The sequence below is a fragment of the Parapedomonas caeni genome, from assembly GCF_041060555.1.
Lineage (GTDB): Bacteria > Pseudomonadota > Alphaproteobacteria > Sphingomonadales > Sphingomonadaceae > CAUJIW01.
In genome coordinates this window covers 260,596-274,775 of the sequence record NZ_JBEUDS010000002.1, presented here as the reverse complement: position 1 = coordinate 274,775, position 14,180 = coordinate 260,596, and the positions used below count along the sequence as shown (strand labels likewise).

The 14,180-nt window shown below is 68.6% G+C and carries 17 protein-coding genes; 10 read left to right on the top strand and 7 right to left on the bottom strand.

Annotated features, from left to right (window positions below):
• Window positions 1–3: 3 nt before the first annotated feature.
• A complete protein-coding gene (locus ABU113_RS02985) occupies window positions 4–777 on the bottom strand; it encodes an energy transducer TonB (protein WP_454557990.1) in 774 nt (257 codons plus the stop codon).
• Between the two features lie 27 nt (window positions 778–804).
• Here ABU113_RS02985 and ABU113_RS02980 point away from each other — a divergent pair, with 27 nt between their 5' ends.
• The 4 genes from ABU113_RS02980 to ABU113_RS02965 all read left to right on the top strand — a co-directional run bounded on the left by ABU113_RS02980 (window position 805) and on the right by ABU113_RS02965 (window position 3,411).
• Window positions 805–927 (top strand): hypothetical protein, encoded by a 123-nt coding sequence (locus tag ABU113_RS02980; protein WP_454557989.1) that lies wholly within the window; start codon window positions 805–807, stop codon window positions 925–927.
• A gap of 137 nt (window positions 928–1,064) precedes the next feature.
• Window positions 1,065–1,538, top strand: a complete 474-nt coding sequence (locus tag ABU113_RS02975) for a Dps family protein (protein ID WP_454557988.1) — start codon at window positions 1,065–1,067, stop codon at window positions 1,536–1,538.
• Between the two features lie 83 nt (window positions 1,539–1,621).
• On the top strand, window positions 1,622–2,515 hold the full coding sequence (locus ABU113_RS02970; protein WP_454557987.1) for a CHAD domain-containing protein: 894 nt from the start codon (window positions 1,622–1,624) through the stop codon (window positions 2,513–2,515).
• A gap of 149 nt (window positions 2,516–2,664) precedes the next feature.
• Window positions 2,665–3,411, top strand: a complete 747-nt coding sequence (locus ABU113_RS02965) for a DUF1134 domain-containing protein (RefSeq protein WP_454557986.1) — start codon at window positions 2,665–2,667, stop codon at window positions 3,409–3,411.
• Window positions 3,412–3,471: 60 nt separating this feature from the next.
• On the opposite strand, the gene ABU113_RS02960 is transcribed toward ABU113_RS02965, so the two are convergent.
• The 5 genes from ABU113_RS02960 to ABU113_RS02940 are packed head-to-tail and all read right to left on the bottom strand — an operon-like array spanning window position 3,472 to window position 6,241.
• Window positions 3,472–3,729 (bottom strand): cold-shock protein, encoded by a 258-nt coding sequence (locus ABU113_RS02960; protein WP_454557985.1) that lies wholly within the window; start codon window positions 3,727–3,729, stop codon window positions 3,472–3,474.
• Between the two features lie 28 nt (window positions 3,730–3,757).
• Window positions 3,758–4,183, bottom strand: a complete 426-nt coding sequence (locus ABU113_RS02955; RefSeq protein ID WP_454557984.1) for a Mov34/MPN/PAD-1 family protein — start codon at window positions 4,181–4,183, stop codon at window positions 3,758–3,760.
• 11 nt (window positions 4,184–4,194) lie between these two features.
• Window positions 4,195–4,812 carry a TPM domain-containing protein gene (locus ABU113_RS02950; RefSeq protein WP_454557983.1) on the bottom strand — a complete coding sequence of 206 codons (618 nt, stop codon included), beginning with the start codon at window positions 4,810–4,812 and terminating at the stop codon, window positions 4,195–4,197.
• Complete coding sequence (locus ABU113_RS02945) at window positions 4,812–5,657, bottom strand: TPM domain-containing protein (protein WP_454557982.1); 846 nt, start codon at window positions 5,655–5,657, stop codon at window positions 4,812–4,814. Before ABU113_RS02945 ends, ABU113_RS02950 begins: the two co-directional genes overlap by 1 nt.
• Window positions 5,654–6,241 (bottom strand): LemA family protein, encoded by a 588-nt coding sequence (locus ABU113_RS02940; protein ID WP_454557981.1) that lies wholly within the window; start codon window positions 6,239–6,241, stop codon window positions 5,654–5,656. Before ABU113_RS02940 ends, ABU113_RS02945 begins: the two co-directional genes overlap by 4 nt.
• A gap of 99 nt (window positions 6,242–6,340) precedes the next feature.
• On the opposite strand from ABU113_RS02940, the gene ABU113_RS02935 reads away from it, so the two are divergent.
• The 4 genes from ABU113_RS02935 (at window position 6,341) to ABU113_RS02920 (ending at window position 9,524) form a co-directional block, all read left to right on the top strand.
• Window positions 6,341–7,312 carry an RluA family pseudouridine synthase gene (locus tag ABU113_RS02935; RefSeq protein WP_454557980.1) on the top strand — a complete coding sequence of 324 codons (972 nt, stop codon included), beginning with the start codon at window positions 6,341–6,343 and terminating at the stop codon, window positions 7,310–7,312.
• A gap of 84 nt (window positions 7,313–7,396) precedes the next feature.
• The gene (gene rpoH / locus ABU113_RS02930) at window positions 7,397–8,299 is read left to right on the top strand and encodes an RNA polymerase sigma factor RpoH (RefSeq protein WP_454557979.1); all 903 of its coding nucleotides are present in this window, start codon (window positions 7,397–7,399) and stop codon (window positions 8,297–8,299) included.
• Window positions 8,300–8,407: 108 nt separating this feature from the next.
• Window positions 8,408–8,584 carry a YegP family protein gene (locus ABU113_RS02925; RefSeq protein WP_454557978.1) on the top strand — a complete coding sequence of 59 codons (177 nt, stop codon included), beginning with the start codon at window positions 8,408–8,410 and terminating at the stop codon, window positions 8,582–8,584.
• A gap of 157 nt (window positions 8,585–8,741) precedes the next feature.
• A complete protein-coding gene (locus ABU113_RS02920) occupies window positions 8,742–9,524 on the top strand; it encodes an SDR family NAD(P)-dependent oxidoreductase (RefSeq protein ID WP_454557977.1) in 783 nt (260 codons plus the stop codon).
• A 143-nt stretch (window positions 9,525–9,667) separates the two neighbouring features.
• On the opposite strand, the gene ABU113_RS02915 is transcribed toward ABU113_RS02920, so the two are convergent.
• Window positions 9,668–11,146 carry a sulfatase-like hydrolase/transferase gene (locus ABU113_RS02915; RefSeq protein WP_454557976.1) on the bottom strand — a complete coding sequence of 493 codons (1,479 nt, stop codon included), beginning with the start codon at window positions 11,144–11,146 and terminating at the stop codon, window positions 9,668–9,670.
• A gap of 251 nt (window positions 11,147–11,397) precedes the next feature.
• Between ABU113_RS02915 and ABU113_RS02910 the strand changes: the two genes are divergently transcribed.
• Window positions 11,398–13,029, top strand: a complete 1,632-nt coding sequence (locus tag ABU113_RS02910; protein WP_454557975.1) for a GMC family oxidoreductase — start codon at window positions 11,398–11,400, stop codon at window positions 13,027–13,029.
• Window positions 13,026–14,171, top strand: a complete 1,146-nt coding sequence (locus ABU113_RS02905) for an epoxide hydrolase family protein (RefSeq protein ID WP_454557974.1) — start codon at window positions 13,026–13,028, stop codon at window positions 14,169–14,171. Before ABU113_RS02910 ends, ABU113_RS02905 begins: the two co-directional genes overlap by 4 nt.
• The last annotated feature ends 9 nt before the right edge of the window (window positions 14,172–14,180 follow it).

Below are 14,180 nucleotides of genomic sequence, written 5' to 3'. Positions count from 1 at the left end.
GGTTCAGCGCGCCAGCGAGAAGATCACCGGCACCAGCACCCAGGCGGTCACCGGGCGGCCGGACTGGCTGGCCGGCACGAACCGCCAGCGTCGCACGGCGTCACTGGCGGCGTGGTCGAGTCGGGAGAAGCCGCTGCTGGCCTCCAGCTCGACCATCTGCGCCGTGCCGGCCGGGCTCACCAGCACCCGGAGCATCACCGTGCCCTGCTCGCGGGCGCGCCGCGACGCCATGGGATAGGGCGGCGCCGGATTGTTGAGGTAATCCGCCTCGAAGTCGGGCGCCGTGACAGGCGCCGAATCAGCGGCCGACGGCGCGACCGTGGCGCCCCCCTGGCCGCTGCCGGGCGTCCCCTCACCTCCCGGCGCGCCGGGAGGACGGAACGCGGCCAGCACCGGCGTCGGGGCGGGCGCCGGCGGCGCGATGTCCGGCATGACGAACACCGGCAATGGCAGCGCCGGCGGCGCCAGCGCCGGCGGTGGCGGTGGCGGTGGCAGCGGCGCGGCCGCCGGCAGCAGATCGACCCGCAGCGCGGGGGCGACGGTCAGGACCGGCAGGTCAATCCGGGAGAGCGCCAGCGCCACCAGCGCCGCCGCATGCAGCGCGCCGACCAGCGCGATGACCGGCCAGTTCATGGCAGCGCGCGGCCGCGCGACCGCCAGCCGGCCATCCCGCAACGGCGCACCCGGCGACGCTGGCACCGGGGGGCGCAAAAGCGTGCGCGGCAGCGGGTTGCGCCGGGCCGCGCGGACGTGTCCTTTGGAGGTCTGAAGCATCATGCCCGCGCTTCCATGCCCACAAGCGAGATGACGATGGCGGATTCAGGCACCGCCGATGCTGTTGCGACTCATTCTCATATTAACAGCCGCACGGTCAAGGGTGTTTATGATAATGGTTATCGCTATTATTATTATCCCGGCGCGACTTGATTGAGCGCAAGGCCGCCAGGCGGCGGTTCCCCTAGTGCTGACCGGCACCGGTTGAACCCCGCGTACGCAAGCGCCATGTCAGGAACACGAGGGCGTTACGACAACGCCCAGCCCAACTTCCAGCAGGAGAGAAGCCCATGGCCATGGAAATCGACATCGGCATCAGCGAGGAACAGCGCCAGGCGACCGCAGAGGGGTTGTCGCGGCTGCTGGCCGACACCTACACCCTCTATCTCAAGACCCACAATTATCACTGGAACGTCACCGGGCCGATGTTCAACGCGCTGCACGCGATGTTCATGACCCAGTATACCGAGCTGTCGGTGGCGGTGGACGACATCGCCGAGCGTATCCGGGCGCTGGGCCAGTTCGCGCCGGGCAGCTACGCCGCCTACGCCAGGCTCTCCAGCATCCAGGAAGAACAGGACGTACCGAACGCGGAGGACATGATCCGCAATCTCGTCCGGGGCAATGAAGCCGTGGCGAGGACCGCACGCAGCGTGTTCCCGATCGCCGAGGCCGCTGGCGACGAGCCGACCTGCGACCTGTTGACCCAGCGCATGCAGGTGGCCGAAAAGACCGCGTGGATGCTGCGCAGCATGCTCGCCTGAAGCCATCTCCGGGGGCACTGGAACACCATGGACGACACCGGGAGTTCGCCATTGCCGGCCACGCGCGTCGCGGGTGACCTGTGATGGCGGATGGCCGCCCTGTCCGGCCCTCCCCGGTCGCCCGGGTGCTGATGCGCCTGCACGACACGCTCATCGCGGCCCAACGGGGCCTCGCCGATGGTTCCGACCCCGACTACGGCCATGCCACCCGTGTCGCCATTCGCCGGGCGCGGGCGGCCTTGCGGGCAATGGGTCGGCGGTTCGGCGGAGAGTCGGCCCGCACCCTGCAGCGGGATCTGCACTGGCTGGCCGGCCTCGTCGGCCCCCGGCGCGACCTGGTGGTGGCGGCGGAACAGCTCGCAGGCCTGTTGCCGCCCGAGGTCTGGGCCCGGCTGTCGCCGCTGTTCGACGCCCGCCAGCAACAGGCGCTGATCGCGGTCCGGCACGGCCTTGCCCTGCCCCGGTTGCGGCGGCTGCATGACGGGCTGACGGCCGCCATCGAGGCGGCCGGCGCCATCGGCGACGACGCGCAGGAACAGCAGGCCGCCAGGCGTGCCCGCAAGCTGCTGCGTGACGGCCTGCGGGCGGCGCGCGCCATTGGCGACGCCGGCCCGCCCACCCCCATTCACGATTTGCGCAAGCAACTCAAGAAAGTGCGATACACGCTGGAACTGCTGCGCGCGCATCAGGATGAGCCGTGGCTAAGGCCCTGCCTGAGCGCACTCAAGACGCTGCAGGACTGGCTTGGCCACTATCAGGATCTGACCGTGCGGGCGGACCTGCTGGAGCGGTTGGCATCGGACCCGCCGGCCCGGTCATCGCCGGCCACCGTCGCCGCGCTGCATCAGTGGTACGACGATGCCATCGCCGAGCGCGATCGGATGACAGCCACCTTCCCGGCGGCGTTCGCGCCCTTTGCCGATGTCGTGGCGACCCAGCGGCTGCTGCACCAACTGCGCACCATCGAACGCGGCTGACGCCGCCAGCGCCTGTTGCTCGACTCGTCGCGGTTAACGCACGAGATTTCGTGAGCCGCGCTCTCGCCTCCAACGAAATATTGATTTACCACGTCGCGGGACGCATCCTCGAACGTCCAAGATCATGATTTACGGAGTGGAGCATTCGCATGCGGCGATCTCATCGGTTCACGGTTTCGATGATCGGACTGTGTCTGGCAGGCCTCGCGCTCGGCGTGACGCTGGTCACCCCGTCTCAACGGGCGCGGGCGCAGGACCATGGCAACGTCACCGCCGCGCCACCGCCCGATGTGCCTGGTACCGGCGCCGCGGTTCCGGCGCCCGCGCCCGTCGCCACGCCGGCCACCACGACCCCAGCCGCCCCCGCGCCAGCAACGACCCCGCAGGCCGCCGCTGCCACGGCGGACGAGGCCACCACCTATGACCAGGAGTCGGTGCTGAAGGCCGCCACCGGCGTGTTCGGCAAGGGCGCGGAAGGGCTTGGCAAACTGATCGAGAAAATTTTCGCCGAACAGGGCCGCCCGAACGCCTATATCGTCGGTCAGGAAGGCGGTGGCGCGCTGATCGTCGGCCTGCGCTACGGCAACGGCACGCTCTACCACAAGGTGGAGGGGGAGCGAACGGTGCACTGGACCGGCCCGTCGGTCGGCTTCGACATCGGCGGCGACCTCTCCAAGTCGTTCACGCTGGTCTACCACCTGAACGACAGCGAGGATCTGTTCCGCCGCTATCCGGCGGTCGAGGGCAAGGTTTATTTCATCGGCGGCTTCACCGCCAACTATCACCAGCGCGAGCAGGTGATCCTGGTGCCGATCCATCTCGGCGCCGGCTGGCGGATTGGCGCCAATATCGGCTACCTGAACTACACCAAGGAACGCACCTACCTGCCGTTCTGAGCGGCGATCCGTCACCGCGTCCGCCCCGGCCGCGCGGTGGCCAGGGCGACGGCGCTGGCGTCAGGCGGCGGAGCCGGGGCTGGCGGTGGCCGGCGCGTCGTCCTGCTCGTCGTCGATCGGCCGCAGGCCCAGTGCCGCGGTGCGACCATCCTGCAGCTGGGTCAGCTCGAACTCGACCCGCTGGCCTTCATCAAGCGCCGCCAGCCCGGCGCGCTGCACGGCCGAGACATGCACGAACACATCCTTGGCGCCGATGTCGGGCCGGATGAAACCAAATCCTTTCTTGCGATTGAACCATTTGACCGTGCCGGTCGCCATCGTCCTCACCACATCAACGCCATTGCCGTCATTCTATAGGCGCTAGCGCCACTTCCCGGAAGCGCCCTTCGTAGGGCCCGGCAATCACGCTCTCGAACGCCCGCGCCTCGCCACGGGCGACGATCAGCCAGATCTTGCCGGTCTCGTCGGCATGCTCGGCGTCGCGCGCCGACGGGAACGGCAGCCCGTCCGGGTGCGAGTGATACCAGCCGACCACCGCAAGGCCCGCCAGGCGCGCTTGCCGATGGGTCGCCAGCAGCACCGCCGGTTCGATCTCGAACGCCACACGCGGGTCGGGGGCATGATTGCCGGCGGGCACCACCCGCTCGACCACCACGACCTCGCCATCGCCGCGCCCCACCAGCAGGCCGCAGCATTCGCGGGTCGGGTCGGCGTCCGCCGCCGCGACAATCGACGCCAGCAGGTCGGGCGCGATATCGAGACGTTCCGCCATGCCCTCCTCTCCTACATCAGCACCGGCAGGTTCGGCAGTTCGTCGCTGTCGTCAGCGCCACGCGGACAGGCCGTTGCCAGTACCGGCGCCAGATGATCGAGCGCGGCCACCACGCCGTCGGCGAGCCGGCCATCCCGGGCGGCCTGCGTCAGCAACGCCACCGCCTGCTGCCAGACCGTCGGCGCCACACGCCCGTCGAGGCCGACGTCGGCGATGATCTCGGCGTGATGCTCGGCCAGCGAGACAAACAGCAGCACACCGACCCGGCCGTGGGTGCGGTGCAGCCCCTGGGCCAGGAACTGTTCGCGCGCCACCTGCGCCGCCTCGCGCCGTTGCCAGGCGCGCGGCGTCACCCACTGCAGCGCCGGCGTCGAAACCAGCAGCAGGCTGAGCGCGAGATACAGCAGCATCTGGACCGTCAGGATGGTGGTGACCGCCCACGGCGTGAGCAACAGCGGCCACGGCACCAGCAGCGCCAGCGCGCCGGCCCAGGCGACGCCGACCAGCCGGAAATCTTCCGAGCGACGGGCCAGCACGCACACCACTTCCGCGCCGCTGCCGGCTTCCACGCGCGCCACGGCATCGGCAACGCGCGCCTGATCCGCCTCGCTCAGCTGCAAGGTCGCCATCACCAGCCTCCCGAGGCGCCACCGCCCCCGAACGAGCCCCCGCCGCCGCGAAAGCCGCCACCGCCGCCGCCCCAGCCGCCGCCGCGCCCGCCCCGGCCGGACATGATGATCCACGGCAGGGCGTCCAGCGCCCCGCCGACCGCCTTGCCGCCCGCGCCGCCCAGCGCGCCGAACCGGCCGCGCCGGCGTCGTGCGGTGGTCAGGTTGATGATGAACACCAGCACGAAGATGGCGACGATGATGCCCAGCGCAATGCTGCCGCCGCCCTCGTGTGTCGGCCGCTGGGCGGCGCGCGCCTGCCATTCGGCGGCGTCGCCGGTGAGGATCTCGCTGATGGCGGTCGCCCCGCGCAGCACCCCGCCGTCATAGTCGCCGGCCTTGAAGCGCGGCACGATGGCCTGACGGATGATGACGCTCGACAGCGCGTCGGTGAGCGTGCCTTCCAGCCCGTAACCGACCTCGATGCGCACCTGCCGTTCGGCCGGCGCCACCAGCAGCAGCACGCCGTTGCTGAGTTTTCCGGTGCCGATGCCCCAGTGACGGCCGAGCTGATAGCCATAGTCGGCGATGTCGGTGCCGCCCAGCGACGGTACCGTCGCCACCACCAGCTGGTCGCTGCTCCTGGCCTCCAGCGCCGCCGACAGTTGCGCCAGCTGCTGCTCGGTCTGCGGGCTCAGGATATCGGCGGCGTCCACCACCCGGCCGGTGAGCGGCGGGAACGCTGGTGCCGCCGCCATCGCCAGCGGCGACAGCAGCCCCAGAAGCAGGACGAACGGCACCGCCCACCACAGATGTTGGCCCGGCCGCGGCGGAGTCCGCGAGGCGGGCGCCGCCGCCGGTGTCACTGGAAGCTCACCTTGGGCGCGCTCTGGGCCTCGGGCGCCGCCTTGAAGGTCTCCGCCGGCCTGGAGTCGCCGTGGAAGATCCCCGCCACCCACTTGTCGGGGATATTGCGGAACTCAAGGTTATAGGTCTGCACCTGCTGGATATAGTCGCGCCGCGCCACGGTGATGCGGTTCTCCGTGCCCTCCAGCTGTGATTGCAGGGCCAGGAAATTCTCGTTGGACTTCAGCTGCGGGTAGTTCTCTGCCACCATCAGCAACCGGCCGAGGGCGCCGGTCAGCCGGTCCTGGGCGGCCTGGAACTCCGCGAACTTCGCCGGATCGGTGATGGTGCTCGCATCGATCTTGACCGATGTCGCCGCCGCGCGCGCCTGCGTCACGTCGGTGAACACGGTCTGCTCCTGCCTGGCATAGCCCTTCACCGTCTCGACCAGATTGGGCACCAGGTCGGCGCGGCGCTGATACTGGTTCTGTACCTCGGCCCAGGCGGCCTTCACCGCCTCGTCCTTGGTCGGCACGTCGTTGATGCCGCAGCCGGCCAGACCCAGCGCCGCCACGGCGACCAAACCCACACGCGCAAGCCTCATGAGCACCCTCCTGTGATCGTGTGGGGCGAAGGTGGGCCGCGTGCCGTGCCTTTGCAAGCCCCCTTACATCCCGGCGTCGGCCCCCTTACTTATGAGCGCATGAACGGGGGCGATGTGCATCAGGTCGGCATCACGACGGACACGGCGGGCCAGCGGCTCGACCGGGCGCTGGCGAGTGCCCTGCCCACCCTCAGCCGCGAACGGCTGAAGGCGCTGATCGGCGCCGGCCAGGTGTGCCGCGACGGCCGGACCGTCGACGACCCGGCGCTCAAGGTGAAGGCGGGTGACGTCTTTACCGTGCAGGTGCCGCCACCGGCGCCGGCCGACGCCACCGCCCAGGACATTCCGCTCGGCATCGTGTTCGAGGACGCCCACCTGCTGGTGGTCGACAAGCCGGCCGGGCTGGTGGTGCATCCGGCCGCCGGCAATCTCGACGGCACGCTGGTCAACGCCCTGCTGCATCATTGTCACGGCCAGCTCTCGGGCATCGGCGGCGTCGCCCGGCCCGGCATCGTCCACCGCATCGACAAGGACACCTCCGGCCTGCTGGTGGTGGCCAAGACCGACGCCGCCCACGAAGGCCTGTCGCGCCAGTTCCAGGATCACAGCGTCGAGCGGGTCTATACCGCGCTGGTGTCCGGCTGGCCCAAGCCGGCGGCCGGCCGCATCGAGGGCGCGCTGGCCCGCTCGGTGCACGACCGCAAGAAGATGGCGATTGTCGCCGACGGCCGCGGCAAGCATGCCGTCACCCACTATCGTCTCATCCGCCCGCTCGGACCGCACGCAGCGCTGGTGGAATGCCAGCTGGAAACCGGCCGCACCCACCAGGTGCGCGTCCACATGGCCTCGATCGGCCATCCGCTGCTCGGCGATCCGGTCTATGGCCGGGCCGGCCGCACCGGCTCGGTGAAGCCGGTGCTGGACCGGCTGCGCTTCCACCGCCAGGCGCTGCACGCCGGCGTGCTGGGCTTCGTTCACCCGGTCACCGGCGCGACACTGCGCTTCGAAAGTCCCTTGCCGGCCGACATGGAGGCGCTGATCACCTCCCTCACACCATCGGCTCGCCGATAGAAACAGTCCGTCCAACATAGCCATGCTTGTTCGGGAACAGCGAACAGACGTATAAGAAGGCCAGTCAGACAGGGAATCATCATCATGGCGTCCAATTCTCTCCCCGCCACCATGCCCGCGCTGGGCGGCGAGGCCTCGCTGACCAGCTACCTCCAGCAGATCCGCCAGTTTCCGGTGCTGGCGCCGGAGGAGGAATATATGCTGGCCAAGCGCTGGGCCGAGCATGAGGATACCGAGGCCGCCCACAAGCTGGTGACCAGCCACCTGCGCCTGGTTGCCAAGATCGCCATGGGCTATCGCGGCTACGGCCTGCCGCTGTCCGAACTGATCGCCGAGGGCAACATCGGCCTGATGCAGGGCGTCAAGAAGTTCGACCCCGAAAAGGGCTTCCGGCTGGCGACCTATGCCATGTGGTGGATCAAGGCGGCGATCCAGGAATTCATCCTGCGCTCCTGGTCGCTGGTGAAGATCGGCACCACCGCCTCGCAGAAGAAGCTGTTCTTCAACCTGCGTCGCCTCAAGGGCAAGCTGCAGGCGGTCGAGGAAGGAGACCTGCATCCCGACAACGTCAGGACCATCGCCACCACGTTGCAGGTGAGCGAGGATGACGTGGTGTCGATGAACCGCCGCATGGCGATGGGCGGCGACACCTCGCTCAACGTCCCGCTGCGCGAGGACGGCGAGGGTGAATGGCAGGACTGGCTGGCGGATGACGCGCCGCCGCAGGACGAGATCGTCGCCGACCGCGAGGAAGCCAGCATCCGCCACCAGTTGCTGATGGAGGCGATGGACGAACTCAACGAGCGCGAGCGCCACATCTTCACCGAACGCCGGCTGAAGGACGAGCCGGCGACGCTGGAGGATCTGTCGAGGGAATATGGCGTCAGCCGCGAACGCATCCGCCAGATCGAGGTCCGCGCCTTCGAGAAGGTGCAAAAGGCGATCCAGCGCACGGCGACCAGCCGTCACCTGCTCGACGCCGACTGACGCCCCCCGGCTCTGCCCGCCCTGTGTCGCGTGGGGCCATGGGGGGTTCCAACACCTGTGCCATATGGTTAAGCTGCCGGAGTCCATTCAGAGGAGAGAGCAGTCGCCATGGCGCACAAGTTCGAGATCTACAAGGACAAGGCGGGCGAATACCGGGTGCGGTTCAAGTACAACGCCGAGACCATGTTCTCGACCGAGGGCTACAGCTCCAAGGCCTCGGCGCAGAACGCCATCGACTCCATCAAGAAGCACGGCCCCGACGCCCCGGTGGAAGACAACAGCTGAGGCCGATCGCCGGCATTGCCGGGCCGGATGCCGGGCGGAGCCCCCCCACCGACAACCGTCGCTTACCCCTATTCCCCAGCGTGCCGCGCTGTACTATGACGCGCCCATGCCTTGAGGGGCATAGCACTTGCCACGACTGTTAATTGGGGAGCCATTCATGAAACTTGATTCTTCCGTCGCCGCCGTTGTCACTGGCGGCGCCTCCGGCCTCGGTGCCGCCACGGCCCGCGCGCTGGCCGCCCAGGGCGTCAAGGTTGCCATCTTCGATATGAACGCCGAGAAGGGCGAGGCGGTCGCGGCCGAGATCGGCGGCGTGTTCTGCAACGTCAACGTCACGTCGGACGAGAGCGTCGACGCCGGCTTCGCCAAGGCGCGCGCCGCCCATGGCCAGGAGCGCATCCTGGTCAACTGCGCCGGTGTCGGCAACGCCATCAAGACCGCCAGCCGCGACAAGAACAGCGGCGAGATCAAGCACTTCCCGCTGGATGCCTTCAACATGGTCATCCAGATCAACCTCGTCGGCACCTTCCGCTGCATTGCCAAGTCGGCGGCCGGCATGCTGACCCTGGACCCCCTGCAGGACGGCGAGCGCGGCGCCATCGTCAACACCGCCTCGGTGGCGGCGGAAGACGGCCAGATGGGCCAGGCCGCCTACTCCGCCTCCAAGGGCGGCGTGGTCGGCATGACCCTGCCGATCGCCCGCGACCTGATGAGCGAGGGCATCCGCGTCAACACCATCCTGCCCGGTATCTTCAACACGCCGCTGCTGCAGGCGGCGCCGGACAATGTGAAGGCGGCGCTGGCGGCCTCGGTGCCGTTCCCCAAGCGCCTCGGCGACCCGGAGGAATATGCCAAGCTGGCGCTGGCGATGATCACCATCGGCTATTTCAACGGCGAGGACGTGCGCCTCGACGGCGGCATCCGCATGGCGCCGCGCTGACCCGACGCCCGTGACCTGTCGTCGCGCCGGACGCGGCGGCAGGGGTGCGGCAACGCGAACCGCCCGTCGGGATCACCCGGCGGGCGTTGGCGTTTCAGGGCCCTGCCGGAAGCCGTGTTTGCCGACCCTGCCGGCGGCCAGGCTTACTGGAAAACCGTGGTGGCGGTACCGCAGGCGTCCACGTCCACCTTGCCGCGCGAGAGCCACAGCGGGTCGACCGCGAACGCCCGGCCGATCTGAAGCTGCGCCTTGAGCTGCGATACCAGCGCCGGATTCTGTTCGGCGACATCGGTGTGCTCGAACGGATCGACACTCAGGTCGAACAGCCGCGTCTGGCCCGCATCGGGATCCTCGATCAGCTTCCATTGGCCCTGGCGCAGCGCCGACATCGGCCGGCGCAGCCAGATCATCTGCTGGCGTGGCGCCCCCTTCTTGTCACCGCGCACATAGGGCAGCAGGTCGATGCTTTCCAGCCGCACGCCCACCGGCTTGCGGGCGCGCGCCGCCTTCATGATGGTGGCATAGAGATCGATGGTCGACACCGCCTTGTCGTAGCTGTGTCCGGCCGTCAGCGCCGCCGGCCAGCGCATGATCAGCGGCACCTTGAGGCCGCCCTCGTACAGCGTCGGCGCGCCGATGCCGCCGGCATCACAGGCACAGACCTCGGCCAGCCCGTTGCAGCCGCGGTTGGCGGTGAAGATCACCAGCGTGTTGCCGGCGAGGCCGCGCTTGTCCAGCGCGTCGAGGATGCGGCCGACACCGGCATCCAGCGACATGATCATCGCCGCATAAACCCGCGTCGCCGGGTCGGCGATGTTGGTCACCTTCGCCACCATCGCGGCCGGCGCCTGCAGCGGCACGCTCGGGGCGTTGAAGGTCACCGACAGGAAGAACGGCTTGCCGGCCAGACGGTCGATGGCCTCCACCGCCTTGTCGGCGAAGAGATCGGTCGCGTAGCCGCCTGAAGGCACCATCCGCGCGTCCTTGCCGGAAACGATCATCGCGTTGTGGTCACGCATCGGCGACACCGAGGTCTTTACCGCCGGGACATAGGTGATCGTGTCGTCGGGAGAGTCGACATAGGCGGTCTCGCCGGCCAGCGTGCCGAAGAAATCATCGTAACCCTTGTTGACCGGATAGCGCGGCGAATCGGGGGTCATGCCGCCCAGTCCCCACACGCCGATGCCCACGGTGTTGTAACCGGTATCCTTGAGCATGCGTGCGATCACCACCTCGTCGGTGGGCAGGCCGACGCTCTGGGCCTGATCCTGCTCGGGGGGCAGATTGTCATATTCGTAGCCGAAGCGACTGGGGTGGCGGCCGGTCATCAGCCCGGCGCGCGCGGGTCCGGCCGCCGACGATGCGGTGTAGGCCTGTGTGAAGCGCACGCCGGCGTCGGCCAGCCGCTTCAGGTTGGGGGTCGGAAACCGGCCGTCGACATAGGCCGAGATATCATGCGGGCTGAGGTCGCTGGCCTGGATCAGCACGATATTGGGCGCCGGCCATTTCGGATCGTTGTGGGCGGAATCAATGCCGCCGTCGTCCTCGCCGCCGCCGCACGCGGCCAACCCCAGCGACACCATCAGCAAACACGACCACCGCCGCACAGTCCAATCCAGCATCTTCAACCATCCCAATCGGTTCGGTCCGTTCGTCGCGGGCTGTGTGTCATGCTTTCACACACGCGACAACCCGTTGCCGCGCCGGTTGACCGCGTGTCATGCAAACATCATCGACAATGTGGCCGGACCGGGTCACGGGTCGCCGGCACGCCATCGGAATTTGCGGAGCCAGACTCCGCACTTTGGCTTGCAGGCCGGACCGATTTGCCTCATCCTGCCGCCAAACAGAACAGACTTGGGGGAGTATCCGAATGACCGAGGCCACGAACGAGGCGTGGGATTTCATCATCGTCGGCGCCGGTTCCGCCGGCAGCGTTCTGGCCAACCGGCTGAGCGCCGATCCGGCGACGCGGGTGCTGCTGCTGGAGGCTGGCAGCCACGACCGCGACACCATGATCACCATGCCGATGGGGCTGGGCCAGATCATCCCGCCCGGCAAATCCAAGCATAACTGGGAATTCTGGACCGCGCCGCAGGCCCACCTCAACAACCGGCGGCTCTACTGGCCGCGCGGCCGGGTGCTCGGCGGCTCGTCGAGCATCAACGGCATGGTCTACATCCGCGGTCACGCCTCGGATTATGACCGCTGGCGCCAGCTCGGCTGCACCGGCTGGTCGTGGGAGGACGTGCTGCCCTATTTCCGCAAGTCGGAGGACAGCGAGCGCGGTGCCGACGACCTGCACGGCGTCGGCGGGCCGCTGCACACCAGCCGCCGCTCGATGGACCATCCGCTGATCGATGCCTTCCTCGCCGCCGGCCAGGAGGTTGGCATTCCGTTCACCGACGATTTCAACGGCCCGCAGATGGAAGGCGTCGGCCGTTACGATTCCACCACCAAGGACGGCGAACGCTGGTCGGTGGCGCGCGGTTATCTGACGCCGGTGCTCAAACGCCCCAACCTCAAGGTGGTCACTGGCGCGCTGACCGAGCGGGTGGTGTTCGACGGCCGTCGCGCCGTGGCGGTGGAGGCCCGCGTCAACGGCCGACCGCAGCGCTTCAGCGCGCGGGGCGAAATCCTGCTGTGCGGTGGCGCGGTCAACTCGCCGCAGCTGCTGATGCTGTCCGGCGTCGGCCCGGCGGCGCACCTCAAGGCGCTCGATCTGCCGGTGGTGGTGGATTCGCCGGATGTCGGCGGCAATCTGCAGGACCATCTCGACATCATCCTGCAATGGCGCTGCGCGCAGCCGGTGAGCATCAACGGCGGGCTGACCTTCTTCGGCAAGCTCAAGACCGGGCTGACCTGGATGCTCAAGCGCGAGGGCATCGGCTCCTACATGCCGACGCCAGCCGGTGCCTTCGTGAAATCGCGTCCCGACGTCGACGCGCCGGACCTGCAGCTGCACATGATGTGCTCCAAAGGCGCGCCGCACGGGCTGGAGGACATGACCACCGAGCACGGCTTCCAGATTCACGTCTGCCAGCTGCGGCCGGACAGCCGGGGCACCGTTCGCCTTGCCTCGCCCGACCCGGCGGCCCATCCGGTCATCGACCCCAATTACCTCAGCGTCGAGAGCGACATCGACACGCTGATGACCGGCGTCGAGCTCACCCGCGCCATCGGCAATGCCGCCGCCTTCGCGCCCTATCGCGGCACGGAGCTGTGGCCGGGCGCGCACATCACCACCCGCGAACAGCTGGTGGCGGCGTCGCGGGAATGGGCGGAGACCATCTATCATCCCGTCGGCACCGCCCGCATGGGCGTCGATGCCCGCGCCGTCGTCGATCCCGAGCTGCGGGTGCGCGGCGTCGAGGGCCTGCGGGTGATCGACGCCTCGATCATGCCGACCCTGGTTTCCGGCAACACCAACGCACCGACGGTGATGGTGGCGGAAAAGGCCGCCGACCTCATTGTGCACAAGGCGAGCGGAAGGATGGCGGCATGAGCGTGACGCCGTTCACCGTCCCGGTCGAGGCCGCCGAAGTCGACTGGATCATGGAGCGGGTGAAGGCGCATCGCTGGATCCCCGAACCCGCGAACGCCGGCTGGGCCTATGGCGCCAATCGCCAGTATCTGGAGGGCCTGCGCGAACACTGGCTGCACAGGTTCGACTGGCCGGCGGCGGTGGCCGGCCTCAACGCGCTGCCGCATTTCCGCGCCCCCGTGGGCGACCTCAACCTGCACTTTATCCACCGTCGTTCGTCGCGCGCCGATGCCAAGCCGCTGCTGCTCAGCCATGGCTGGCCGGGCTCGGTGTTTGAGTTCGCGCACCTGATCGACCGGCTGGCCGAGCCGCAGCACCCCGCAGCACCAGCCTTTCATGTGGTGGCGCCCTCGTTGCCTGGCTTCGCCTGGTCGGATGCGCCAACAGCCCCCATCGGGCCGCGCGCGGTCGCCGGCCTGTACGACCGGCTGATGACCGAGGTGCTGGGCTACCCCCGCTATATCGCCCAGGGCGGCGACTGGGGGTGCGTCATCTCCGCCTGGCTCGGCCTCGACTCGTCGGCGGTGACGGCGATCCACCTCAACGGCTACGGCCTGCGCAACGCCGACATGACGCCGCAGAGCGAGGCGGAAGGCCGGTGGCTGGCCTGGGCCACCCGCATCCGCGAAACGGAGACCGCCTATCTCATGCTCCAGGGCACCAAGCCGCAGAGCCTGGGCTATGCGATGATGGACTCGCCCATGGGCGTCGCGGCCTGGCTGGCGGAGAAATTCTGCGGCTGGTCGGATCTCAGCGCCGATGATGGCCGGCCGGCTTTCGCCCAGCCCCCCTTCACCTACGACCAGATGCTCACCAACATCATGATCTACCTGACGACGCGCAGCTTCGTCACCGCGACATGGATTTACCGGGGCATGTTCGAGGAAGGCGGCTTCACGATTCCCGAGGGGCGGCGCATCGAGCAACCGGTGGGAGTGGCGGCCTTTCCACACGACCTGCTGGCCTTCCCGCCCCGCTCGATGGTGGAACGCGGCTACAATGTCGTCCACTGGACCGACATGCCGCGCGGCGGTCATTTCGCCAGCCTGGAGGAGCCGGAGCTGTTCCTGACGGATGTGCGCCGGTTTGTGGCCAGCCTGTAGGCTGGCGGG

Excerpts from the sequence above, each read along its gene's own strand:
- ABU113_RS02985 (WP_454557990.1), bottom strand. The coding sequence starts at position 777 with ATGATGCTTCAGACCTCCAAAGGACACGTCCGCGCGGCCCGGCGCAAC.
- ABU113_RS02980 (WP_454557989.1), top strand. The coding sequence starts at position 805 with ATGACGATGGCGGATTCAGGCACCGCCGATGCTGTTGCGACTCATTCT.
- ABU113_RS02975 (WP_454557988.1), top strand. The coding sequence starts at position 1,065 with ATGGCCATGGAAATCGACATCGGCATCAGCGAGGAACAGCGCCAGGCG.
- ABU113_RS02970 (WP_454557987.1), top strand. The coding sequence starts at position 1,622 with ATGGCGGATGGCCGCCCTGTCCGGCCCTCCCCGGTCGCCCGGGTGCTG.
- ABU113_RS02965 (WP_454557986.1), top strand. The coding sequence starts at position 2,665 with ATGCGGCGATCTCATCGGTTCACGGTTTCGATGATCGGACTGTGTCTG.
- ABU113_RS02960 (WP_454557985.1), bottom strand. The coding sequence starts at position 3,729 with ATGGCGACCGGCACGGTCAAATGGTTCAATCGCAAGAAAGGATTTGGT.
- ABU113_RS02955 (WP_454557984.1), bottom strand. The coding sequence starts at position 4,183 with ATGGCGGAACGTCTCGATATCGCGCCCGACCTGCTGGCGTCGATTGTC.
- ABU113_RS02950 (WP_454557983.1), bottom strand. The coding sequence starts at position 4,812 with ATGGCGACCTTGCAGCTGAGCGAGGCGGATCAGGCGCGCGTTGCCGAT.
- ABU113_RS02940 (WP_454557981.1), bottom strand. The coding sequence starts at position 6,241 with ATGAGGCTTGCGCGTGTGGGTTTGGTCGCCGTGGCGGCGCTGGGTCTG.
- ABU113_RS02935 (WP_454557980.1), top strand. The coding sequence starts at position 6,341 with ATGAACGGGGGCGATGTGCATCAGGTCGGCATCACGACGGACACGGCG.
- rpoH (WP_454557979.1), top strand. The coding sequence starts at position 7,397 with ATGGCGTCCAATTCTCTCCCCGCCACCATGCCCGCGCTGGGCGGCGAG.
- ABU113_RS02925 (WP_454557978.1), top strand. The coding sequence starts at position 8,408 with ATGGCGCACAAGTTCGAGATCTACAAGGACAAGGCGGGCGAATACCGG.
- ABU113_RS02920 (WP_454557977.1), top strand. The coding sequence starts at position 8,742 with ATGAAACTTGATTCTTCCGTCGCCGCCGTTGTCACTGGCGGCGCCTCC.
- ABU113_RS02915 (WP_454557976.1), bottom strand. The coding sequence starts at position 11,146 with ATGCTGGATTGGACTGTGCGGCGGTGGTCGTGTTTGCTGATGGTGTCG.
- ABU113_RS02910 (WP_454557975.1), top strand. The coding sequence starts at position 11,398 with ATGACCGAGGCCACGAACGAGGCGTGGGATTTCATCATCGTCGGCGCC.
- ABU113_RS02905 (WP_454557974.1), top strand. The coding sequence starts at position 13,026 with ATGAGCGTGACGCCGTTCACCGTCCCGGTCGAGGCCGCCGAAGTCGAC.